Below are 21,539 nucleotides of genomic sequence, written 5' to 3'. Positions count from 1 at the left end.
AGGGCGGCATTCTAACCAACTAAACTACCGGGTCACACATACTTGTCCCGAAAAACGCCCAAATGGCGTATTTCGGGACAAGTAGTATTGTACTGGATATTGGACGGCTTGTCAACTCTGCTCAGCATAAAATCCATTGGAAGCACGCCCTCTTACTTGGTGTCCTCAAGCTCGCGCGCTACATAGTCTAGCAGGATACACCCACTTTTCCGATTCGTCGCGAGGGGAATATTGTGAACATCGCAGAGTCGCAAGAGCGCATTGATATCGGGTTCGTGAGGCTGCGACGTCAATGGGTCACGCAGGAAGATGACGCAGTCAATCTGTTCTGTCGCGACCATTGCTCCGATCTGCTGGTCGCCGCCAAGCGGGCCGGACATCATGCAGTTGACATGCAAGTCAAACGTCTTGTTGATAAGCGTGCCTGTAGTGTGTGTTGCAAGAAGTTTGCACTTTCGCAGTAGCGCCTCGTGCTGCTTGACGAATTCGAGCATTTCATCCTTCTTCTTATCATGGGCAATTAAGGCAATCGTCTTCATGTCAGTCTCCTTAAATATGAAAAAAATTCATGCACTTCATGGTCAACTTCTTCCCATCTTCGTCCTTATGTCTCAGCAGATAGCCAAGCGTATAGACATAGAAAAAGGAAGAGATGGGAACATAGCGCCTCCCTTTCCGAAAGTCACCCCATATCATTAATTTTCGATAAAGCTCTTCCAAATCCTCCGCCGTCGCATGATTTTTTTTCATCACACGCCGCAATTTGAAATCGGCCATACAATAGGCATAGATATCTGCGAGGAGCTCTGTACGACGTGGCGCAGGAAGCGTGCCGGAATACCGTTGGATTAATTCGTTCATTTTCGCGGAACGCCGCATGGAGTGGTGCATCTCAAAAACGAATACAAAACAAAGCGCAACAAAACAACTGCTCAAAAAAATTGTCATTCCATCTTCCCCACCGTCATCGCGCCCACAGAGAATGTCTTTGCTCCATCGAAGCCATAGGCAAGATTTACGGCTTTCTCCCGCCATGCACGAATACTTCCCGTGCCGATCTTCATCGCCTGTGCCGCAAGGCAAACATTCTGGCTTGCATGCCCGGATTCAATATAGGCACAGCGGCGTGCCGCTTCATCATCTTTCCCTGCAATCCGTTCCCGCACAGCACTCCATACAATCGTCACAGCACTTTCCCGCACCGCCGTGTCATCCTCTGGCGAAAACTGTGCTCTTAGAGCCGCCTCGTCAAGGCAGTCACGCCCTAAAAAAAGCACGGCATGGTCAAACGGCAAAAATCGATAGAATCCTGCAGCAAGCCCCTCTACGCGATGCACAATAAGTTCAGTTTCAAGCATGTGACTGCCGCCTACGGCGGGCACATTGCGCACGCTTTTCCCATTTGGCAAGACCATCTTGACGCCCTGCGCACACCAAAGCAGGCAAGAAAGTTCCCTCTGCGACAACGATGTCTCTGCATAATGGCGCACGGATGCACGCATTTCGACCAGCTCCAGAAAGTTGACTTCCATATCCGGCAAAAGATCCGGTTCCGGCAACATGAACACGCTCATGTCCGACTGCTCCTTCTATCACATATCTGGCCGAACGCCCGTCTTGCCTGTGAACTTATGGTAGTTTTTTCCCTTGCGGCGGCTCATGAGTTCATCGAAAAGCTCTTCTGGCAAGATATTGTGATAGGCGAGCAAGACAAGGCAATGATACCAAAGATCCCCCATCTCGTACAGTACTTCACTTCGGCTGTTATTCTTCGAAGCGATAACTGTCTCAACAGCCTCCTCTCCGACTTTCTTGAGGATCTTATCCTGCCCTTTTTCAAAAAGGTAGTTCGTATACGAGCCTTCAACCGGATTGATTCGACGATCCTGAATGACCTGATAAAGATCGTTCAGCACCTCTTCTAGCTCCATGTGCTTGGCAGGCGGAACAACAGCAACACCTTTTTCTGCGTCTTTCAAGAGCTCACGTCCGCTGAAACACGTATAGCTTCCCGTATGGCAAGCGACGCCCGTCTGATGGACGCGAACAAGCAGCGCATCGCCATCACAGTCGTATGATATCTGACGTACTTTCTGTACATTTCCAGATGTCTCGCCCTTCTGCCAAAGTTTTCTACGTTTGCGGCTGAAGAACCACGTATAGCCCGTCTCCATCGTTTTTTTGAGCGACTCTTCGTTCATGTAGGCGAGCATGAGAACTTGCCCATTTTCCTCTTGAACGATAGCGGGGACGAGTCCATTCCCATCAAATCTAACCATCGATATATCCAATTCCTTCTCCATCAGAACCGAACCTCCAATCCACGTGATTTTAAGTATTCCTTGACTTCGCCTACGGTAAACTGTCCATAGTGAAAAACCGATGCAGCGAGAACGGCGTCCGCCTTTCCTTCGGTGAGCACCTCGTAAAAATGTTCAAGCGTTCCTGCCCCCCCCGACGCGATGACTGGAACGGACACAGCCTCTGAAACGGTTCGCGTCAGCGCGATATCATAGCCATCTTTCGTGCCATCGGCATCCATGCTCGTAAGCAAGATCTCTCCAGCACCGAGATCCACTGCACGCTTCACCCATTCAATGCAATCGAGTCCTGTCGGCGTACGCCCGCCATTGATATAAACCTCCCATTTGCCGTCGCCGACACAGCGCGCATCCACGGCGAGCACGACACACTGACTGCCAAACTTCTGCGCCCCTTCACGAACAAGATCCGGATTTTTGATCGCCGCCGTATTGAGCGATGTCTTGTCCGCACCAGCCTCCAGCATGCGGTGCATATCATCTGGCGTGCGAATGCCGCCGCCGACCGTAAACGGGATGAAGACTTTCGATGCACAGTCCTGCGCAACTCGTACCATCGTCTGCCGTTTATCGCTCGACGCCGCGATATCCAAAAAGACCAATTCATCGGCACGTTCCATATCGTAACGTGAAGCAAGCTCGACAGGGTCTCCCGCATCGCGCAGTCCGATGAAATTCGTCCCCTTCACGACACGTCCCTCCTTGACATCAAGGCATGGAATAATTCGTTTCGTATGCATGATTACGCCCCTCTCTTTGTGAGCGCAAGCGCCTGTTTCAGATCGAGCGATCCAGTATAGATGGCCTTTCCGACTATGACCCCTTCGATACCATTTTTTTCATAAGGAAGCAGTGCTTCAATATCTGCAATCGACTTCACGCCGCCCGATGCGACGACCCGGGCACCGCTTGCATTCGCAAGCGCGACTGTCGCCTCCACGTTGACACCTGATAGTGTTCCGTCACGCGATATGTCGGTGTAGATAATCGTGCGAACGCCGACTGCTGCCATGCGCTGCGCGAGTTCCTGTGCTTCAATATCGCCCGATTCTCCCCACCCTTCAACGGCGACAATGCCCTTCTTCGCATCAATTCCAACGACGATACGCTCCGCGTATTTTGCGCAAGCCTCTTTAACGAGCATCGGATTACGGACGGCAAGCGAACCGAGAATGACGCGCGCGATGCCGCGCGATAAGAGCGTATCGATCTGCTCCATCGTGCGAATGCCGCCACCGAGTTCCACTGGAATATGTACGCTCTTCAAAATGTGTTCAATCGCTGTAAGATTCTTGGAGCGCCCTGCGAGTGCTCCATCAAGATCGACGAGGTGAAGATACTCCGCCCCCTCTTCCTGCCATTTTTTTGCCATTTTTTCCGGCTCGTCCGAGTAAACCGTCTCTTGGTCGAAATCTCCTTTGAATAGCCGCACGCACTTCCCGCCGCGTATATCAATCGCAGGAAATAGTATCATCGCGTTTCCCCCTCGATAAAATTACGCAAAATAACCAATCCCACATCCCCCGACTTTTCAGGATGGAACTGCGTCGCCTCTACATTTCCCTGTGCGACGGATGCTGTAATCCTTCCACCATAATCCGTGTAGGATGTGACGATTGACGCATCCTTTGGTACGGCATGATAGCTATGGACAAAGTAAACATAGCTTGGTGCTGCAAGATGCGCAAATAGATTCATCGGTGGGGGTGGCTCTTTTACCACAAGCGAATTCCACCCCATGTGCGGAACCTTTAGTCCCTCTGCATGGATTCGCTTTACATATCCTTTCAGGATGCCGAGTCCCGACACACCAGGAGACTCTTCGCTTCCCTCAAAGAGAATCTGAAGTCCGACACAAATGCCAAGCAGCGGTTTTCCCTCTTTAATGATTTCTCTTAGAACGGGAATCAGCCCGCTCGCCTCAAGATTTTTCATGCAGTCGCCGAATGCACCAACGCCCGGCAGAACGACGTGCTCCGCTCTGCGTATCACCGCTGCGTCACTCGTGATCACAACATCTGCACCAAGCGCTGCAAATGCCTTTTGGACACTGAACAGATTGCCAACGCCATAATCTATGATTGCGACCATACTTCCTCCTTAGAGCGATCCCTTCGTCGATGGGATTCTATCGACGCGCGGATCATCCTCAACGGCAATGCGCAAGGCATGGCCGAGTGCCTTAAAAATCGCCTCTGCCTTGTGGTGGGAGTTTGCACCGTAAAGAATTTTCACATGAAGGGTAATGCCTGCATTCATTGCAAAGGCACGTAAAAACTCTTCCGTCAGCTCCGTGTCATAGCCGCCGATCATCGGTGCCATTTTCCCACCGTCATACACGAGGAATGAGCGTCCGCTGATATCGAGCGCGACGAATGCAAGTGCTTCATCCATCGGCAAATAAAACGATCCGTAACGTCGAATTCCCTTCTTATCGCCGAGTGCCTCACGAAACGCCATACCGAGTGCAATGCCAATATCCTCAACGGAATGATGCCCATCGACTTCAAGATCCCCATCACAGGCGACCCTCATATTGAGACAGCCATGCGCAGCCATGAGATTGAGCATGTGATCGAAGAATCCGATTCCAGTTCGGACTTCCGCGTACCCTTCGCCATCGAGCTCCACTTCGACAAAGACGGACGTTTCTTCTGTTTCACGCTTTACTGTTGCACCGCGCATTTCATCTCCTCCCATCAACAAAATCACGAATGAGTTTCAGCCATGTATCGTTTTCCTCACGCCGTCCCATTGAAATGCGCAGGCAATTTCCAAGCCTTGGCGCATTGCTGAAATTGCGAACGCCGATACCGCTCGCCTCAAGCATATCATTTAGTTCATTTGCCCTATCATAATGCACGAGGATGAAATTCGTCTCTGAAGGATAGACGGTAAGCTCCTTGATTTTTTTGAGTTCTTCATACATCCGCTTGCGCTCGGAAACCATGATCTGGATATGTGGAACGAAATCCTGCCGCATCTGATAGCAAATATCTGCCGTCACGAGCGAGAGAACATTCATGTGGTACGGCATGAACGACTTGTCCGTCATTTCAATAACTTTCCTGTCTGCGAGCATGTAACCGACACGGCATGATGCCAAACCATACGCCTTTGAAAACGTGCGCGCTACAATAAGATTCGGGTACTTTTTGAGAAGACGATACGCCGACTGTCCGTAAAATTCAATATAAGCTTCGTCAAGAAGGAACGCGCAGGATATGCTTTGTGCGAGATATTCAACCTGATCGAGCGAAAGAGCATTGCCCGTCGGATTGTTTGGATTGCAGATTACGGCAAGCGAAGCTTTTGCGTCACGAACCGCTGCAATAAACGTATCGAGATCCAGCGAGTAATCTTCCGCAAGATCGACGGGAACGCCTTCCGCTTCTGCCGCCTTTGCATAAATCGCATACATGGAAAACGAGGGCTGTGGATAAACAATCTTATGCGACTTTGAGCCGCCGAAACAATGGAATAGTTTCTCGATAATTTCACTTGATCCGTTACCAATCAGCACGTTATTGCGTGCAAGACCGAAGTTCTTCGCGATCTGGTCACGCAAATCGTCGTACTCTTCGTTCGGATAGCGATTGAATGCCACGCGTGAAAGCCGCGTCATGACGCGCTCTTCGACGAGCGGGGACATATTCATATTGCACTCGTTCGCATTGACCTTAATCGTCCACGGGCGATCCACGACATCATACGATGGCATATCCTTAAGCCCTTTTCTATAATTCAGCATAAACTGCCTCCTCACCTCTCGTTCATTTCGCGCATGCGAATTGCGTTTGCATGCGCTTGCAATCCTTCTGTTTCCGCAAGGCGAATAATGTCCTCACTCGCCTCCTGCAAGGCAGGCTGCGTATAAGAAATGATACTCATACGCTTCATGAACGTCTCAACATTGAGCACGGAGTAATAACGCGCCGTTCCTCCCGTCGGCAGGATATGATCCGGTCCAGCAAAATAATCGCCGAGCGGCTCTGGCGAATACGCACCAAGGAATACTGCCCCCGCATGGCGGACATACGGCAGGAGGTGAAATGGCTCTTTTGTCAAGAGCTCCATGTGTTCCGGCGCAGATACATTTGCAAAATGCATGGCCTGCATAATATCGTCAGCAATGACGATAAGTCCGTTGCGGTCAATGGATGCCTGCGCAATCTCCTTGCGCGCAAGTGCCGCAAGCTGCTTTTCTGCTTCTTTCGCAACAGCTTCGGCAAGTGACGCGCTGTCCGTAATCACGATGCTCGATGCGAGCGGATCGTGTTCTGCCTGACTTAGCATATCAGCCGCCGTGTAACGCGGATCAGCCGTCTCGTCTGCTACAATCAAAATCTCACTCGGCCCTGCGAGCATATCGATATCGACATACCCGTAGACCTCCTTTTTTGCGAGCGTGACAAAGATATTGCCCGGTCCCGTGATCTTATCGACGCGTGGGATTGTCTCCGTGCCGAATGCCATTGCAGCAATCGCTTGTGCTCCGCCGAGTTTATATATTTTATGCACCCCTGCGGCGCGCGCTGCAAGCAAGACGTAAGGATTGATCTTGCCATTCTTCGGCGGTACCATCATCACGATTTCGTTAACACCTGCAACGCTGGCTGGAACGGCGTTCATGACGACGGATGACGGATATGCTGCCGTACCGCCTGGAACGTAAATGCCGACGCGGTCAAGTGGAATGAGCGTCTGCCCTAAAATGGAACCATGCGCACGGTACGTCATCCAAGCGTTCGGTTTCTGCTCCTCATGGTAGCGGCGCACATTTGCCGCCGCTCGCTCAAGGGATTCACGAACAGCTGGATCTGCTTCGTGCTCCGCCACACGGTATTCCTCTTCCGTTACGAGAAAATCTGCCGGCGTCAGCTCTGCCTTGTCAATAAGCTTCGTATAACGGAGCAGTGCCGCATCGCCTTCCCTGCGCACATCCGTTACAATTTGGCGGACGAGCTCTGCTGCCGTCATGTCTCGCCCGAACGTCTTTCTATTCGCTTCGCGAATTTTCGGGCTGAGCTTCACCTCATCGAAAGTGGCCTTCGTCAACAAGCGTTCCACTTCACGCGTTCCCATTTCACTTGCACGAACGATTTTCATGTTATTCTTCCCCACGATTCAATACACGGCGCAAATCCTCGACGAGCTCATGTATGCGATCAAACTTCAGCTTGAAGCTTACGCGATTCACGATAAGACGTGCCGATGCGTCAACAATATGAACAATTTCTTCTAAGTCATTTTCCCGAAGTGTCGTTCCCGTTTCCACGATATCGACAATGCTCTCGGAAAGTCCAACGATTGGGCCAAGCTCTATCGAACCATTCAGCTTGATATACTCCATCTGCATGCCGCGCTGCCCAAAAAATTGTTCCGCGATATGAGGATACTTCGTCGCGACGCGCGTATGATCGTAATCCGTGAGCTTTTCACGCTTCTCCGCTTTCGGCACAGCCATCATCAAATGGCATTTGCCAAAGCCAAGGTCGAGCATTTCGTAAACCTCTTTATTCGCTTCAAGCAAAACATCCTTGCCGATAATACCGATATCCGCTGCACCATACTCGACATAAGTCGGCACATCCGACGTTTTGGAAACAATAAACCGTATCTTCTTCTCTTCATTCGTGATGATCAGTTTGCGCGACTTATCGGATAAGTCCTCCGCCGTATAGCCGACACGCACAAGAAGCTTTGCCGACAAAGAAAATAACTTGCCTTTTGGCAAGGCAATCGTCAGGTAGTCGTTGTCATTCGATGTCATGTCTGCCCTCCCAAGATTTAATTTCGCTCATCTGCCATTCGCAGGATGATGAGCTCCGCCACATCGTGATCATCCGGTGGCAAATGGTGGCGCGCCACAATAGAAGCTTCGGTCAAAAGACGAATCTCACGCAACCGACCAGCACCGATTGCTGCATGATATCTTGATACGTAGAGCGCATGCCCAAACCGATAGAAGATCGTTCCTTTTCTTGCCTGCATGAGGTGTTCTGCAATACGCGGAAAACCCTTCATTGCGAGCACGGCAAAAGCCTTTCCCCATATATCAAGATCGCCCTTTTTTCGTCCAACATCGTGAAGAAGCGCAACACGAAGAAGAAGGGTTCGGTTCACCTCACGCGGGTATTCTTTCGCAATTTTAAGTGCCGTACGCGCAACATTTATGGCATGAACCTGATCGGCACGATGCATTGCATAAAACAAGGTTTGCTCTTTTTCGGAAAGAACCTGCCACACGAGCTCGTGATCCGCCTGCTCCATCGAAGCAAACAGCGCACGGTAAAACTGTCGTATACGCTGTATCATGATAAGTACAGAAATTTGCCATAACCTTTCTGCCTCCGCAAATCGTCAGCCGATTGCTCATCCAGTACCGAGAGCGCTATTTCTACCGTCTTGCCTTCTGAACGGAGCTTCTGTGCCAATTCAATAGCTGCGTCCAAGAAGCCATGTGCATAAGCAAGATAAACTCCCTCCGCATGTACGGGGTGCACGCATGCCTGCCGCGAGAGCGCAAGGAGAACTCGTTCTATGCCAAGTGCAACCCCCGTTGCAGGGCATGCATTGCCAAAATCGGACAACAAGTGGTCATAGCGCCCGCCTCCCGCAAGCGGAAAGCCTAGTCCTGACGCATAAATTTCAAATACCATACCCGTGTAATATCCAAAATCGCGGATAATGCCGAGATCAAACCGCACGTATTGCGCGATGCCGTATGCCTTCAGCAAACGATAGATTTCGCCAAGATTATCCAGTGCCCGACGACTCTGTTCATTCAGTGCAAAAGCATAGCTCTTCCGAAGCATCTCCTCACCACCGTTTAAGAGCGGCAGTCTCTTCAATATCGTTTTTGCCTGTTTCGTAATTGCGAGTCCATCAACGATCTGTTCGGCTTCGACTAAGTTGCGCACTTCAAGCGCCGTTTTCAATTTGCTTTTCGTCTCTTTGTCAAGATGGTACTGTTCCATGATCCCTGAGACGAAATCAACCTGTCCGATGGATACTTGAAAGTCCTTCAGTCCAACCTGCCGTAACCCTTCGACGGCAAGTGCGATAATCTCTGCATCGGATGCCGTGCTCGTGCTTCCCATAAGCTCAACGCCTGCCTGATGAAACTCGCACTGGCGTCCGCGCTGTGCCTGCTCGTAGCGAAAGACACTGCTGATATATGAAAGCTTGAGTGGCATCGGGTAATCGCGCAAACGACTCGCGGCGAGCCGTGCAATCGGTGTCGTCATTTCATGGCGAAGTGCGAGCGTGCGGTTGTTACGATCAAAAAGCTTAAAAAGATGCGGCTCAAGCGCACCTTTCGCACCGAGCGTTAGATTATCGAGGTACTCGATGGTCGGCGTGACAACCTCATCATACCCCCATGCGGAAAATAGGCTTGCGAGCTCCGTCTCAACGGCACGCTTTCCCGCTGCCTCTTTCGGCAGGAAATCCCGCATTCCATACGGTATGTCGAGTACGAGCGTTTCATTTTCCATGTTGGTTCTCCTCAAATCCTACGCGTCCGTCACAGCTTCGGATCTTTCCGTCGAGTCAATGCGATCCAAGACGATTCGATAGCCATCCGCCCCGTAATTGAGACAGCGTTTCACGCGGCTAATTGTCGCAGTGCTTGCTCCCGTGCGTTCGACAATCATGTCGTACGTACTGCCCGCGCGAAGCATGCGTGCAACCTCAAGCCGCTGAGCCATCGCCTTTAGTTCCCCAATCGTACAGACGTCTTCAAAAAAAGCATAGCATTCTTCTTGTGTTTCCAAGGAAAGCATTGCTTGGCACAATTGGTCATTCAATTCATCTTTCAGTCTTGGATTTACCATCTTGGTTCCCTTTCTTCATCGATTCGATCAAGTGGCTTTCATTCTTTATTCCTTTAGCTGATGAAAACACAATGTATTATAGCATAGAGCAGAGAAAAAGGAAAGCCTTAGTTTGCACATGTATCGGAATGTATAGGAACAAAATAAGGCAGTTCTCTTGCATATTTCATGTGATCAAACGTTTCGTTCTTCTAAAATTGGCTTAAGGAATCGTCCTGTATGCGAAGCCGGATTCTTCACGATATCCTCAGGACGACCCTCGGCAACAATCGTGCCGCCCTTATCGCCGCCCTCAGGTCCAAGGTCTATGATATGATCAGCTGTCTTAATGACATCGAGATTGTGTTCGATCACGACAACCGTATCCCCCCCGTCAACAAGACGCTGCAGGATTTCGAGCAGCTTGTGGATATCTGCCGTATGAAGGCCTGTCGTCGGTTCGTCGAGAATGTAGAGCGTTTTGCCTGTTGAACGGCGCGACAGCTCTGTCGCAAGTTTTACGCGCTGTGCCTCGCCGCCTGAAAGCGTCGTCGCACTCTGCCCGAGCTTGATGTAGCCGAGTCCAACATCTTCGATAACTTGAAGCTTTCGTGCGATGCGCGGTACGTTCTGAAAAAACACTACGGCTTCCGAAATCGTCATGTCAAGTACTTCTGAGATATTCTTTCCCTTGTAGCGGATCTCAAGCGTTTCACGGTTGTATCGCGCGCCTTTGCAGATCTCGCAGGGAACATAGACATCGGGAAGAAAGTGCATTTCGATTTTGAGTATGCCATCACCGCGGCAAGCCTCGCAACGCCCTCCTTTAATATTGAAACTGAATCGCCCTGCTTTATACCCGCGCATCTTTGCTTCTGCGGTCTGGCTGAACAGCTCACGAATCGCATCAAAAACTCCCGTATATGTCGCAGGATTCGAGCGCGGCGTGCGCCCTATGGGCTGCTGGTCGATATCGATGATTTTGTCAATGTGCTCCAGTCCCTTGATTCTCTTATGCTTGCCAGGCTTTCCCTTCGCGTGATAAAGGCGCGAAGCGATACCCTTGTAAAGAATCTCGTTGACGAGCGTCGACTTTCCTGACCCCGATACGCCTGTGACAAGCGTCAATGTGCCGAGAGGGAATTTGACGCTGATATTTTTTAGGTTATTCTCGGATGCGCCGATGACCTCGATGACATTTCCATTTCCTATCCGCCGTTTTGCCGGAACGGGAATAAACTTGCGCCTTGCAAGATACGCACCTGTTATGGATTCTGGCACGGCCATGATTTCCAGCGCCGTTCCCTGTGCAACAACCCTGCCCCCATGTGTTCCGGCGCCAGGACCGATGTCGATGATATGATCCGCCGCATACATGGTATCCTCATCATGTTCGACGACGATAAGCGTATTGCCGAGATCACGCAAATGTTTCAGTGTCGCGAGCAAGCGATTGTTGTCGCGCTGATGAAGCCCAATGCTCGGCTCATCGAGCACATAGAGCACGCCCTGCAGTCCGGAACCAATCTGCGTCGCTAGGCGGATGCGCTGTGCCTCACCGCCAGAGAGCGTGCCGGCCGAGCGCGCAAGCGTCAAGTAATCAAGCCCGACGTTGAGCAGGAAACGCAGACGCGCATGGATTTCCTTTAGAATCTGCTCAGCGATCTTCATCTCGCGCTGCGTCAGCGACAGCCCTCCCAAAAACGCATCTGCCTCGCGAATCGTCATCTGCGTGACCTCGTGGATATTCTTTTCACCAATGGTCACAGCGAGCGTTTCAGGCTTGAGTCTTGCCCCGTGACAGGCCTTGCACGGAATATCTGTCATGTAGTTTTCGTATAACTCGCGCATCTCGTCCGAATCTGTCTCGTGATAGCGTCGCGAAAGTACGTTCATGACGCCTTCAAACGGCACATGGTACGCCTTGCGTTCGCCAAACATATTCGTGTAGTGAAACGTATAGCACTCCTCGCCCGAACCGTGCAGCAAGGCATCCTGTGTTTTCTTGTCGATTTCATTCCACGGCGTTTCCAATGTGTAGCCACGCGCCATAAGAAGCGCATGCATGACACTCATCGAGTAAGAATGAACATTCTTCGAAAGTGGTGCAAAGACGCCCGCACCGACAGAGAGCGTGCGATCCGGCATGACGAGATCCTCGTCAAACTCCTTATGACTGCCAAGTCCCGTGCAGACGGGGCAAGCACCATAGGGATTATTGAAGGAAAACATCCGCGGCGTAATTTCAGGCAGGCTGATGCCGCAATCGACACAGGCAAAATTCTCGCTGAACATCAAGAGTTCACCACTTACGACCTGCACATAGACGACACCTCCGCCGAGTTTCAGCGCTGTTTCAAGCGAATCCGCAAGGCGCGTTTCCATTCCTTCACGCACGACGAGACGATCAATGATGACCTCAATCGTATGCTTCTTGTTCTTTTCCAGTGTAATTTCTTCGTTTACATCCATCACCGTGCCATCGATGCGCACGCGTACATATCCTTCATGACGGATATGGCCGAGCACCTTTTTGTGTTCGCCTTTTTTCCCACGCACAACCTGCGCCATGATGAGCAGCTTCGTACCCTCCGACAGCTCCTTGATCTTGTCCATCATCTGGTCAACCGTCTGCTGCGCGATGGGTTTGCCGCATTTTGGACAGTGCGGACGCCCTGCACGCGCAAAGAGCAACCGTAAGTAGTCATAGATCTCCGTAACCGTTCCGACAGTCGAGCGCGGATTATGGCTCGTCGTCTTCTGATCAATCGAAATGGCAGGCGACAGCCCGTCAATATTATCAACATCCGGCTTGTCCATCTGTCCGAGGAACTGCCGTGCATACGACGACAGTGACTCCACATAACGCCGCTGCCCTTCCGCATAAATCGTGTCAAATGCGAGCGATGACTTTCCAGACCCCGAAAGCCCCGTCACGACGACAAGTTTGTCACGCGGAATTTCCACGTCGATATTTTTAAGATTATGGGCGCGTGCCCCCTTGATTCTAATACTGTTTTCCATATTTTTCTTGCCTTCTTACGCTTGCTTCTTTTTCGGAAGTTCGCCATCTAGTTCCAATATCATATCACGAAGCTCTGCTGCACGCTCAAATTCGAGGGCACGAGACGCCTGCTGCATTTCACGCAGGAGTGTCTTGGCGAGATCCTCTTTCTGCTTTTTCGTGAGCTTCTTTTTCTTGCCGTTCGTCTCGTACTTTGCTGTAGATTCGGCGACGAGCGTCGTTTCGATGAGTGGCTTGATGGGTTTTACAATCGTCTTCGGCGTAATGCCATGTGCCCTATTATATGCCTGCTGGATCTCACGGCGTCGTTCCGTCTCGTCCATGGCACGTTTCATCGAATCCGTCACGTTATCTGCATACATGATGACATGCCCCTGCGCATTTCGCGCAGCACGTCCAATCGTTTGGATAAGCGACGTATCGGAGCGGAGGAATCCTTCCTTATCCGCATCGAGAATCGCGATGAGGCTGACTTCCGGCATATCGAGTCCTTCACGCAAAAGGTTTATGCCAACGAGAACGTCAAATTCGCCTGCACGCAGGTCGTGAATGATTTCCGCACGCTCAATGGTCGCAATATCGGAGTGAAGATAGCGCACCTTGACGCCGACTTCTTTTAGATATTCTGTGAGGTTTTCTGCCATCTTTTTTGTCAACGTCGTTACGAGCACGCGTTCCTTCTTCTGAATTCGAATTTTGATTTCACCGAGGAGGTCATCCATCTGCCCTTTGAGCGGACGCACTTCAATTTCTGGATCAAGCAGTCCCGTCGGTCGAATGATCTGTTGCGCGACCTGCTGCGCTTGCTTCAACTCATACTTTCCCGGTGTCGCAGAGACATAGATGATTTGATTGATTCGCGCAGCAAATTCATCAAAAGTCAGTGGGCGGTTGTCAAACGCTGACGGCAGTCGAAATCCATTTTCAACGAGTGAAACTTTGCGGCTGCGATCACCTGCATACATCGCATGAATCTGCGGGAGCGTGACGTGTGACTCATCGATGACGATAAGAAAATCTTCCGGGAAATAGTCGAGCAAGGTATACGGTGCCTCACCTGCCTTGCGATGTGTGAGATGACGCGAGTAATTCTCGATGCCGGAACAATAGCCCATCTCCTGCATCATCTCGAGATCATAGCGCGTTCGCTGACCAATGCGCTGTGCTTCGAGAAGCTTGCCTTCCTCTGTAAACGTTTTTTCCTGCACCAAAAGCTCCGCTTCAATATCCTGCATCGCAATTTTGAGATCCTTGTCCTCCGTGACGTAGTGTGAGGCAGGAAAAACCATCGAATGGGTACGTTCCCCATAGATTTCACCCGTCACGACATCAAACTCGACAATACGATCAATCTCATCGCCGAACATCTCAATACGAACAGCACGATTATTGTATCCCGCAGGAAATATTTCAATTACATCGCCCCGCACACGAAACCGACCGCGCTCAAATGCAACGTCATTTCGATCATATCGAATCGTGACGAGTTTGCGCAGAATTGCATCGCGGTCAATCTGCTGACCCTTATGCAAGGAGAGCACCATCTCGTGATAGCTTTCCGGTGAGCCAAGACCGTAAATGCACGATACGCTCGCGACGATGATACAGTCTCGCCGTTCAAAGAGCGAACACGTCGCCGAATGGCGCAGTTCATCAATTTCATCGTTGATGGAGGCGTCCTTCTCGATGTAAGTATCCGTCGAGGCAATATAAGCCTCTGGCTGATAGTAGTCATAATAACTCACAAAGTAACCAACGTAATTATTGGGGAAAAATGTTTTGTACTCACTGGCAAGCTGAGCCGCAAGTGTCTTATTATGTGCGATGACAAGCGTCGGCTTCTGTACCTTCTCGATCACTTTCGCAATCGTATACGTCTTTCCTGTTCCTGTCGCACCTAGGAGCACCTGTGCTTCCTGTCCGTTTTCGATGCCTGCTGCCAACTCTTCGATAGCATGCGGCTGATCGCCCATCGGTGAGAATGGCGCAACGACCTTGAACGGTATCTCCTGGTCAAACTGTGTTCGATTGAGCTTTGGCACCATAGCCATCACATTTCCTCCTCACGTAATGATCATCCGCACGCTTCATTTAGACACGATTTCCCATGGTGCATCTCTCCCCGTTCGTCCTATCCATAAAAGCCGAATATTCCCATGCATGAAAACGATCCATCACTTCGTTTTATTATAGCACACAGTCTTTGAATAAGGTCAGATAAAAATTTGCATCAATTTTCTACTCATTCCATGCGGATAGCGACCTTCTCTTACACCGTATGCCCATCCACGTCAATCAAGGTCTGCTGAATATCGTCACCGCACCAACAAATGCAAGTGGGTCCCTGTGGATTGCTGCATAGTGAAATGCATCTAACGCCCTATTTTCATTGCTTGCCACGAGGGGTTGCATTGCGATGCGCAAAAAGAAGATTTGCCGACATGCGACGCTGCAACAACTGTCAACATGATGATGGGCAGCAAGCGGAAAATCTTGATGGTCCGCAACCTCATCCAGCTACCTTGACGCTTCAATGAACTAAAACGATCATTGGAGGGACTCAGCCAAAAAGTACTGATGGGAAGTCGTCGGCAGATGGAAGCGGACGGCATCATTATGCACACCGCCTACCCCGAAGTGTTACCACGCATAGGGTATGCTCTCTCGAAACTTGGCATTGCCGCAGCGTGCCGTTGATGTCCTGTATGAGGTGTTTGATGTAGCGCGCCTCCTGCCCGCGCGGCCCCTTTATGTCGCCGGGGTCGGCGTTAAATGAGCCATACCACCGCTCGTACATGCTGATGGCCTGCGGTTTGAATTCTTCCATCGCGATGTAGCGCGCGGCGGCGTTCAGCGTCCGCGCGCTTCCGACTACTGCGTATGCCTCCTTCCCGTCCTTGCCTTTCGTCACTTCATATACCATGAACTCGTGGAAGAAGTGCGGGAAGTACCCTTCGCGGCCCGTGATCGGCTTGATGCGCTCCACATAGCTCACGGAGAACATGTTTTCCCCATGCTCCCTGGCGTCAAGCGCCTTGACGTCCGTCACGTGGATGTTCCCGTCCTTCTGCATGAGGGCAAGCGCCTCCCCCGTCACGTGCTGTCCCTTGGTGTCATACGTCTTGCGACCGCGCCACGTGAGCAGCACGTTCCCGTCGCCCAAATCCTGCACGGACTGCACGTCCGCCTCGCCGATCCAGTGCGATTCCTTGAAGTTCGAAAGCTCGCTCTTCTTGACCTGCGCCGTGCGCGTGCGCACCTGCATCCGCGCCTCGTTCAGGAGCTTGTAGGCATGGCTTAGCGCCCGACGCGCCGTGAGGTACGCCTCCGCCGCCCGCTTCGACACGCCCATCGCCTCAAGGTCTTGCGGCTTATAGTCCTTCCCCTCCGCGTCGCCTTGGAGAAGGACGCTCGTCACCTCCTGCAAGTCCTCCTCCCGTTTCGTGAGGCGGGCGAACTCGCGCACGGGCTTATTGAACTGGTTGCGCAGGCGTTCCTGCATGTGCATGGCCTTCTCGCCGAGGTCATAGATGGCCTTGATCTTCGGATTCGTCCGCGCAAGAAAGCGCGGCGTGTGGAGCTGTCCCAAAGGACCGAGGCCCTTCATCCGATAGCGAAGGCGCACCTTACCGCTATCCAGCTCCTCGCGCTCGACGATGTCCTTTGCCGTGAGTCCCCGGTCGCGCATGAACCGCGCCTCCTGCCCCTTGCCGACGGTGACGGACGACGTGTCGCGGTAGTCGCGGACGGTCACGCCGCCAATTGGGCGCGTGCCGTTCTTGACGCCGTCGAGCACGCGGCGGATGCGGGAGGCGGAGCCTGCCGGCTCATCCTCAAGGGAGGCGGAATACTTGATTGCGTTGGTTTCGTTTTCATTCCCTTCTTTCTGTGGTGTGGGAGGCTGTATGGAAGCAGAATATTTCGAGCGATTTGCCGCCCGCATCTTGACAAGGTCTGCGTCCGTCTTTATACTGGAACCAAAGAGGTCGTTGAACCTTCTACCCTCCAAGGGCAATTGCAGCCCGGCGGACTGGTAGAAGTCAGCGGCCTGTTTTTTGTTGAGATAAAGCGTGTTCCCTTTCCGTATATTGTTATAGAACCATGACGTTTGAATCTCCCTATGCCCGTTATTTCGCTTTTGCCCACGCCCGTAAGCTGACGCAATGACATTGACTTCCATGCGTCCCTTGCGAGCATTCAGTTCGACAGGAACGACTACGTTTATTCCTTCTGCATCGGTAAGCTCCAATCCAACAACGATACGTCCTTGCACGGTATCGGACTTGAATATAACCATGGGGTCTGCCAACTATTCCGGCAACTGGTAAAAAATGGATTTCGTCATTTTCGGATGGTCTTGCTTTATTTTTTCAATCTTGCTGCGTGCCATGTAAAGAGGCACATCCCTTGCTCCAACAAGCTGCAAGGCAAGCGGTGTGTTCATAACACGCACCATGCCTTTTTTGCGCCGCCTGCTTCCCACGCTTCTTTCAGCGTCTGCTTCCATGCCTTAGCGTCTGCCTTCAGCTTCTCGTCCGCCGTCTGTTCCTTTGCATCAAGCGCAGGAAGCTCGCGCCCGTCCGCCATGCGGACAGACTTTCCCCGCACGCGGAAGAGCGGCTTTCCTTCGCCGTCTTTCATGTCGTGCATGACGCAGGAGAAGGCCTCTGCCATGGCCGCCGTCTGCCGCTCGCTGAGCCGGTCGCCCGCGCGGCGGAAGTGCGCCACGAAGCGGTCGATCATGCGGCGGATCCATGCGGCGATGCGCGCGGCAAGCCCCGCGTTCTCCCTGCCCATGCCCTTCAGGAGGCGGACGCGCTCCTTCACGTCCTGCATCCGGTCGGCAAGCATCTCCTCGATGACGTCGGCATCGGACAGGCTGGGCCGCCCGATTTTCTCGCGGTAGGCGTCCATCTGCTCCTTCGTGATGTGTTCCGCGCGCTCGACGTGGTGCACCATCTCGCCGTAAAGCGCGGGGTTGTTCGCCCGCATGTAGTGGAACGATTCGTGCCAGAACACCTGCGGCAGGCGCATCTCCGACCGGCGGTTGAGGAACGTCACGCCGCCCGAATGGAAGCCGTGCAGGCTCGCATCGCCGTCCATCCATACGACAGGCGTCCCCATCTCCTCGCCGATCGCGGAAAGGTTCCGCTCCTCTGCCGTCAGGTCGTCCGCCTTCAGGAACTTCGCCGCTGCGAACATCTGGCGCAGCTTTGCGCCCTCGCCCTTTGCCGAGAATTTTCCTAGGATCTCGATTGCCTTGTCGTCGAACACGACGCAGCAGCGGCCGTCCTGCCGCCCCCCATAGGCGATGCCTTTGATGCCGTGCGCATTGAGCGTTTGCGATGCGCTCCGAGCCGATTTGTACGCCGCTGCAAGAGCCCGGTAAAAGTCTCTTCCTGTCTGATTCTGCATGGCGCCTTCATCGTGGAAGTATGTTTCTGCGGCGCCTTCGCCTCGCTCTTTTCCGTCTTCGCTTTCCCGATACCCTATGCGCCTGAAAAACGTTTCAAGCTCGTTTGCGGACAAGGATCCCACCACGCGGCGCAGGCCTTGCAATACTTCCGCCGGCTGCTCGCCAATAGGCTTCTGCTCGTCGAGCAATACGTCATCGCCCGGGATGTCTGCTTTGTACAATGCTCCGGGTTGTCTCAGCTTGGCACGCACGGCATCGGAAGAAAGGTCTTGGGCGGACAAAAGGTCTAATATCGCATGCAACTGATCCGCATCATAGTCCGTTTCACGGTAAGCGCCACGTTCTTCTGCCTCCAGCTCCTGCTCAAAAAAAGCTTCTGTCTCCAGCGCATCCTTGGAGTCATATAACGCATCCAGCAGTGCACTTGCCGCCTCGTCTTTCACCGGCTCTGAATCGGATTCACGGAACCATGCATCACCTGCATTCGGCTTGAAGTATGTATCTCCATTGAAATCCAACGTCGGTTCGCCTTTCGGTTCATCCGTAACGTCTATCTCATCGTAGTAAAGGTTTTCCGGCGACAAAAGGCCCAATATCTTGCGCAGCTGCTCCGCACTGTAGTCTGTTCCCCCCCATTCCTCGCCATCTTCCTGTAGGTTTGTATTGTACCGTTTCACACCCTGATTTTCAGTGGTCAAAGCTACTGTCGCTGACAGCAAAAAATGGATTCCGGGAAACTGCCCCCTCACGGGCGATCTCTCGGAATCCCTTGAGCCCAAGCCTTTTTCTGTACGTTTACTTCCGCTCCCTTGACAGCAGTACAACCGTCTCGACATGAATGGTCTGTGCAAACATGTCCACCGGCTGCAGCTTTTGGGCGTGGTAGCCCAGCGTCGAAAGGATTGCCAGATCGCGGGCAAGACTTGCTGGATTGCAGGAAACGTAAATGATGCGATCCGGATGCATGGCGGCGAAGGTCTTCAGGACTGCTTCTGTGCAGCCTGCACGAGGAGGATCGACGACGATGACGTCGGGACAAACACCTTCCTTGTAAAGGCGCGGCATGAGCACGGTCGCATCGCCGACTAGGAAGGTCGCATTTTTAATGCGATTGTCTCGTGCATTTTTTTTGGCATCCTCGACAGCGGGACGCACGATTTCAATGCCGTAGGCCTTTCGTGCCTTCTGCGCGAGAAAAAGCGTGATCGTCCCCGTACCACAGTAGGCGTCTAGGACGGTTTCCTTTCCGGTGAGCTGCGCGAATTCGAGCACCTTGTCGTAAAGCTGCTTCGCCTGCACGGTATTGACTTGGAAGAAGGAACGCGGCGAGATGTGAAAGGAAAGGCTGCCAAGCATATCAATGATGGTCGCCCTGCCCCATAAGAGCCTAGTCTCGCGTCCCATGATGACGTTATTCCGATAGGTCTGGATATTTTGATGGATGCTGACGAGATGAGGTAGTCCAGCACGCAGCAGTTTCACCCATTCCTTTTCACGCGGCAGTTCCCGCACCGCGGTGACGAGGACGACCATGAGTGCCCCATCCTTTCCCACGCGTCCGACGACGTGGCGCAGGACGCCCGTATGACGGTCTTCGTGATAAATGGGCGTACGAAGTTTCGCGGCGATTTCACGCACGACATTCACGATTGCGTTATTGCCTTCTTTTTGAATATGACAATCGTGCGTGTCGACAATCGCATGACTCCCCTGCGCAAAGCAGCCAATGATTGGTTTCCCTTTTTCAATGCCGACAGGAAACTGCACCTTATTGCGGTAATTCCACGGGGGATCCGCACCGATTGTCGGCAGAACAGAAAGATCCTTGAGTTTGCCGATGCGCGTGACGGCATCGACGACCTGCTGTCGCTTTGCCATAAGCTGTGCTTCGTAGTCGAGATGTTGGAGCTGGCAGCCGCCACACTTCTCATAGATGGAACAGATGGGATTTATGCGGTTCTTGCTCTTCGCAAGGATCTCCTTCAACTGCGCCTTTGCATACGTCTTCTTGACCTCTGTAATCGTGGCGCGAATGCGCTCACTCGGCAAAGCATTCGGCACAAAGACGGTAAAATCTTCATAGCGTCCGACACCCTCCCCACTCGTTCCAAGTGTCCGAATATCGATTTCGTACGAATTCCCCACCATAACGGGAATGTGCTTTTTCATTGTATTATCCTTTTCATTCCATCATTCGCCATAGTTCATGCATATGAAAAATGCACTTTAGCCAACAGCTCGGACGGTGTATCAAGAAGGATCCTAGCACCATGTTCGATGAGTTCTTCCTTTGGCCGGAATCCCCATAGGACACCGACAGGCAGCAGGCCGCCATTGCACGCCGTATCCATATCCACGCTGCTGTCGCCGAAGTAAGCAATTTCTTTCGGTGCGAGACGGAACCCTTTCGCAATATGAAGAACCTTCGTTGGGTCTGGTTTCGGTGGCTGCCCTTCTGAATCGCCTATGACCATATGGAAGAAATTCTGCGGAAAGAGACTCGCTACAACAGACTTTGCCTCTTCCTGTGGTTTATTCGTGCATACTGCCATCGGAATGCCCATCGTCTGCAAACGTTCAAGCATGAGCACGATTCCATCATAGGGTTTCGTATGATCGAGCGTATGGGCAGCGTAAATTTCCTTGCAGCGCGCCGTCGCCTTTGCGACGAAGGCTTCATCTATTGCCTTTTCCTTCGGCAGACAGCGCTCCATGAGTTTTTTCATGCCATTGCCGACGAAATAGCGGTATGAATCCATCCCATGTTCGGGAAATCCCTGCTCGCGCAGCACGGCGTTTGCACTTGCAGCGAGGTCTTGAAGTGAATTGATGAGCGTACCATCGAGATCGAATATTGCCGCTTTGGAAATCATAATCGTACCCCTTTCTTTCCAGCGTATTTTTTGCGTATGCGCGAAAAGCCCCCCTTCATCAGGAAGGCTTTTCTCCTGTCAAAGATC

Annotated in this window: 21 protein-coding genes; all 21 read right to left on the bottom strand. The window is 52.1% G+C overall.

Annotation, left to right across the window (positions count from 1 at the left end; all coding sequences use genetic code 11):
- Nucleotides 1–152: 152 nt before the first annotated feature.
- The gene (locus tag HMPREF1985_RS02765; RefSeq protein ID WP_021770928.1) at nt 153–539 is read right to left on the bottom strand and encodes a methylglyoxal synthase; all 387 of its coding nucleotides are present in this window, start codon (nt 537–539) and stop codon (nt 153–155) included.
- A 10-nt stretch (nt 540–549) separates the two neighbouring features.
- Complete coding sequence (locus tag HMPREF1985_RS02760) at nt 550–948, bottom strand: hypothetical protein (RefSeq protein ID WP_021770927.1); 399 nt, start codon at nt 946–948, stop codon at nt 550–552.
- Nucleotides 945–1,574, bottom strand: coding sequence for a SagB/ThcOx family dehydrogenase (locus HMPREF1985_RS02755; protein ID WP_021770926.1), 630 nt, complete (start codon nt 1,572–1,574; stop codon nt 945–947). The genes HMPREF1985_RS02760 and HMPREF1985_RS02755 overlap by 4 nt, the downstream gene beginning before the upstream one ends.
- 18 nt (nt 1,575–1,592) lie before the next feature.
- Nucleotides 1,593–2,303: a bifunctional phosphoribosyl-AMP cyclohydrolase/phosphoribosyl-ATP diphosphatase HisIE gene (gene hisIE, locus HMPREF1985_RS02750; protein ID WP_021770925.1), complete on the bottom strand. Its 711-nt coding sequence runs from the start codon at nt 2,301–2,303 to the stop codon at nt 1,593–1,595.
- Nucleotides 2,303–3,061, bottom strand: a complete 759-nt coding sequence (gene hisF / locus HMPREF1985_RS02745) for an imidazole glycerol phosphate synthase subunit HisF (RefSeq protein ID WP_021770924.1) — start codon at nt 3,059–3,061, stop codon at nt 2,303–2,305. Before hisF ends, hisIE begins: the two co-directional genes overlap by 1 nt.
- 2 nt (nt 3,062–3,063) lie before the next feature.
- Complete coding sequence (hisA, locus tag HMPREF1985_RS02740) at nt 3,064–3,795, bottom strand: 1-(5-phosphoribosyl)-5-[(5-phosphoribosylamino)methylideneamino]imidazole-4-carboxamide isomerase (RefSeq protein WP_021770923.1); 732 nt, start codon at nt 3,793–3,795, stop codon at nt 3,064–3,066.
- The gene (hisH, locus tag HMPREF1985_RS02735) at nt 3,792–4,412 is read right to left on the bottom strand and encodes an imidazole glycerol phosphate synthase subunit HisH (protein ID WP_021770922.1); all 621 of its coding nucleotides are present in this window, start codon (nt 4,410–4,412) and stop codon (nt 3,792–3,794) included. Before hisH ends, hisA begins: the two co-directional genes overlap by 4 nt.
- A gap of 9 nt (nt 4,413–4,421) precedes the next feature.
- Nucleotides 4,422–5,006, bottom strand: coding sequence for an imidazoleglycerol-phosphate dehydratase HisB (gene hisB, locus HMPREF1985_RS02730; RefSeq protein ID WP_040636860.1), 585 nt, complete (start codon nt 5,004–5,006; stop codon nt 4,422–4,424).
- 1 nt (nt 5,007) lies between these two features.
- Entirely contained in the window at nt 5,008–6,072 is a 1,065-nt protein-coding gene (gene hisC / locus HMPREF1985_RS02725; RefSeq protein WP_040636858.1) for a histidinol-phosphate transaminase, read from the bottom strand.
- Nucleotides 6,073–6,083: 11 nt separating this feature from the next.
- Nucleotides 6,084–7,430, bottom strand: a complete 1,347-nt coding sequence (hisD, locus tag HMPREF1985_RS02720; protein ID WP_021770919.1) for a histidinol dehydrogenase — start codon at nt 7,428–7,430, stop codon at nt 6,084–6,086.
- 1 nt (nt 7,431) lies between these two features.
- The gene (hisG, locus tag HMPREF1985_RS02715; RefSeq protein ID WP_021770918.1) at nt 7,432–8,094 is read right to left on the bottom strand and encodes an ATP phosphoribosyltransferase; all 663 of its coding nucleotides are present in this window, start codon (nt 8,092–8,094) and stop codon (nt 7,432–7,434) included.
- Between the two features lie 17 nt (nt 8,095–8,111).
- Nucleotides 8,112–8,570 (bottom strand): HD domain-containing protein, encoded by a 459-nt coding sequence (locus HMPREF1985_RS02710; RefSeq protein WP_196805308.1) that lies wholly within the window; start codon nt 8,568–8,570, stop codon nt 8,112–8,114.
- Between the two features lie 65 nt (nt 8,571–8,635).
- Entirely contained in the window at nt 8,636–9,820 is a 1,185-nt protein-coding gene (hisZ, locus tag HMPREF1985_RS02705) for an ATP phosphoribosyltransferase regulatory subunit (RefSeq protein ID WP_021770916.1), read from the bottom strand.
- Between the two features lie 18 nt (nt 9,821–9,838).
- The gene (locus HMPREF1985_RS02700; protein ID WP_021770915.1) at nt 9,839–10,159 is read right to left on the bottom strand and encodes a YerC/YecD family TrpR-related protein; all 321 of its coding nucleotides are present in this window, start codon (nt 10,157–10,159) and stop codon (nt 9,839–9,841) included.
- Nucleotides 10,160–10,333: 174 nt separating this feature from the next.
- Nucleotides 10,334–13,162, bottom strand: coding sequence for an excinuclease ABC subunit UvrA (gene uvrA / locus HMPREF1985_RS02695; protein ID WP_021770914.1), 2,829 nt, complete (start codon nt 13,160–13,162; stop codon nt 10,334–10,336).
- A gap of 15 nt (nt 13,163–13,177) precedes the next feature.
- A complete protein-coding gene (gene uvrB, locus HMPREF1985_RS02690; RefSeq protein WP_021770913.1) occupies nt 13,178–15,214 on the bottom strand; it encodes an excinuclease ABC subunit UvrB in 2,037 nt (678 codons plus the stop codon).
- A 563-nt stretch (nt 15,215–15,777) separates the two neighbouring features.
- On the bottom strand, nt 15,778–17,460 hold the full coding sequence (locus tag HMPREF1985_RS10775) for a MuF-C-terminal domain-containing protein (protein ID WP_021770910.1): 1,683 nt from the start codon (nt 17,458–17,460) through the stop codon (nt 15,778–15,780).
- A gap of 12 nt (nt 17,461–17,472) precedes the next feature.
- Nucleotides 17,473–17,607: a hypothetical protein gene (locus HMPREF1985_RS11715; protein ID WP_021770909.1), complete on the bottom strand. Its 135-nt coding sequence runs from the start codon at nt 17,605–17,607 to the stop codon at nt 17,473–17,475.
- Nucleotides 17,604–19,256 carry a hypothetical protein gene (locus HMPREF1985_RS02680; protein ID WP_040636857.1) on the bottom strand — a complete coding sequence of 551 codons (1,653 nt, stop codon included), beginning with the start codon at nt 19,254–19,256 and terminating at the stop codon, nt 17,604–17,606. The genes HMPREF1985_RS11715 and HMPREF1985_RS02680 overlap by 4 nt, the downstream gene beginning before the upstream one ends.
- A 118-nt stretch (nt 19,257–19,374) precedes the next feature.
- A complete protein-coding gene (gene rlmD / locus HMPREF1985_RS02675) occupies nt 19,375–20,748 on the bottom strand; it encodes a 23S rRNA (uracil(1939)-C(5))-methyltransferase RlmD (protein WP_021770907.1) in 1,374 nt (457 codons plus the stop codon).
- A 35-nt stretch (nt 20,749–20,783) separates the two neighbouring features.
- Entirely contained in the window at nt 20,784–21,452 is a 669-nt protein-coding gene (locus tag HMPREF1985_RS02670; RefSeq protein WP_021770906.1) for an HAD family hydrolase, read from the bottom strand.
- Nucleotides 21,453–21,539 lie beyond the last annotated feature (87 nt).

This window comes from Mitsuokella sp. oral taxon 131 str. W9106 (genome assembly GCF_000469545.1).
Classification (GTDB): domain Bacteria; phylum Bacillota; class Negativicutes; order Selenomonadales; family Selenomonadaceae; genus AWVT01.
Note: the sequence above shows the minus strand (reverse complement) of the source record. Positions and strands in the feature narration are given on the sequence as shown.

Excerpts from the sequence above, each read along its gene's own strand:
- hisD (WP_021770919.1), bottom strand. The coding sequence starts at position 7,430 with ATGAAAATCGTTCGTGCAAGTGAAATGGGAACGCGTGAAGTGGAACGC.
- HMPREF1985_RS02760 (WP_021770927.1), bottom strand. The coding sequence starts at position 948 with ATGACAATTTTTTTGAGCAGTTGTTTTGTTGCGCTTTGTTTTGTATTC.
- hisA (WP_021770923.1), bottom strand. The coding sequence starts at position 3,795 with ATGATACTATTTCCTGCGATTGATATACGCGGCGGGAAGTGCGTGCGG.
- hisIE (WP_021770925.1), bottom strand. The coding sequence starts at position 2,303 with ATGGAGAAGGAATTGGATATATCGATGGTTAGATTTGATGGGAATGGA.
- uvrA (WP_021770914.1), bottom strand. The coding sequence starts at position 13,162 with ATGGAAAACAGTATTAGAATCAAGGGGGCACGCGCCCATAATCTTAAA.
- HMPREF1985_RS02700 (WP_021770915.1), bottom strand. The coding sequence starts at position 10,159 with ATGGTAAATCCAAGACTGAAAGATGAATTGAATGACCAATTGTGCCAA.
- hisB (WP_040636860.1), bottom strand. The coding sequence starts at position 5,006 with ATGCGCGGTGCAACAGTAAAGCGTGAAACAGAAGAAACGTCCGTCTTT.
- hisC (WP_040636858.1), bottom strand. The coding sequence starts at position 6,072 with ATGCTGAATTATAGAAAAGGGCTTAAGGATATGCCATCGTATGATGTC.
- uvrB (WP_021770913.1), bottom strand. The coding sequence starts at position 15,214 with ATGGCTATGGTGCCAAAGCTCAATCGAACACAGTTTGACCAGGAGATA.
- hisZ (WP_021770916.1), bottom strand. The coding sequence starts at position 9,820 with ATGGAAAATGAAACGCTCGTACTCGACATACCGTATGGAATGCGGGAT.
- hisH (WP_021770922.1), bottom strand. The coding sequence starts at position 4,412 with ATGGTCGCAATCATAGATTATGGCGTTGGCAATCTGTTCAGTGTCCAA.
- HMPREF1985_RS02670 (WP_021770906.1), bottom strand. The coding sequence starts at position 21,452 with ATGATTTCCAAAGCGGCAATATTCGATCTCGATGGTACGCTCATCAAT.
- HMPREF1985_RS10775 (WP_021770910.1), bottom strand. The coding sequence starts at position 17,460 with ATGGTTATATTCAAGTCCGATACCGTGCAAGGACGTATCGTTGTTGGA.
- rlmD (WP_021770907.1), bottom strand. The coding sequence starts at position 20,748 with ATGAAAAAGCACATTCCCGTTATGGTGGGGAATTCGTACGAAATCGAT.
- HMPREF1985_RS02755 (WP_021770926.1), bottom strand. The coding sequence starts at position 1,574 with ATGAGCGTGTTCATGTTGCCGGAACCGGATCTTTTGCCGGATATGGAA.
- HMPREF1985_RS02765 (WP_021770928.1), bottom strand. The coding sequence starts at position 539 with ATGAAGACGATTGCCTTAATTGCCCATGATAAGAAGAAGGATGAAATG.
- HMPREF1985_RS11715 (WP_021770909.1), bottom strand. The coding sequence starts at position 17,607 with ATGAACACACCGCTTGCCTTGCAGCTTGTTGGAGCAAGGGATGTGCCT.
- hisF (WP_021770924.1), bottom strand. The coding sequence starts at position 3,061 with ATGCATACGAAACGAATTATTCCATGCCTTGATGTCAAGGAGGGACGT.
- hisG (WP_021770918.1), bottom strand. The coding sequence starts at position 8,094 with ATGACATCGAATGACAACGACTACCTGACGATTGCCTTGCCAAAAGGC.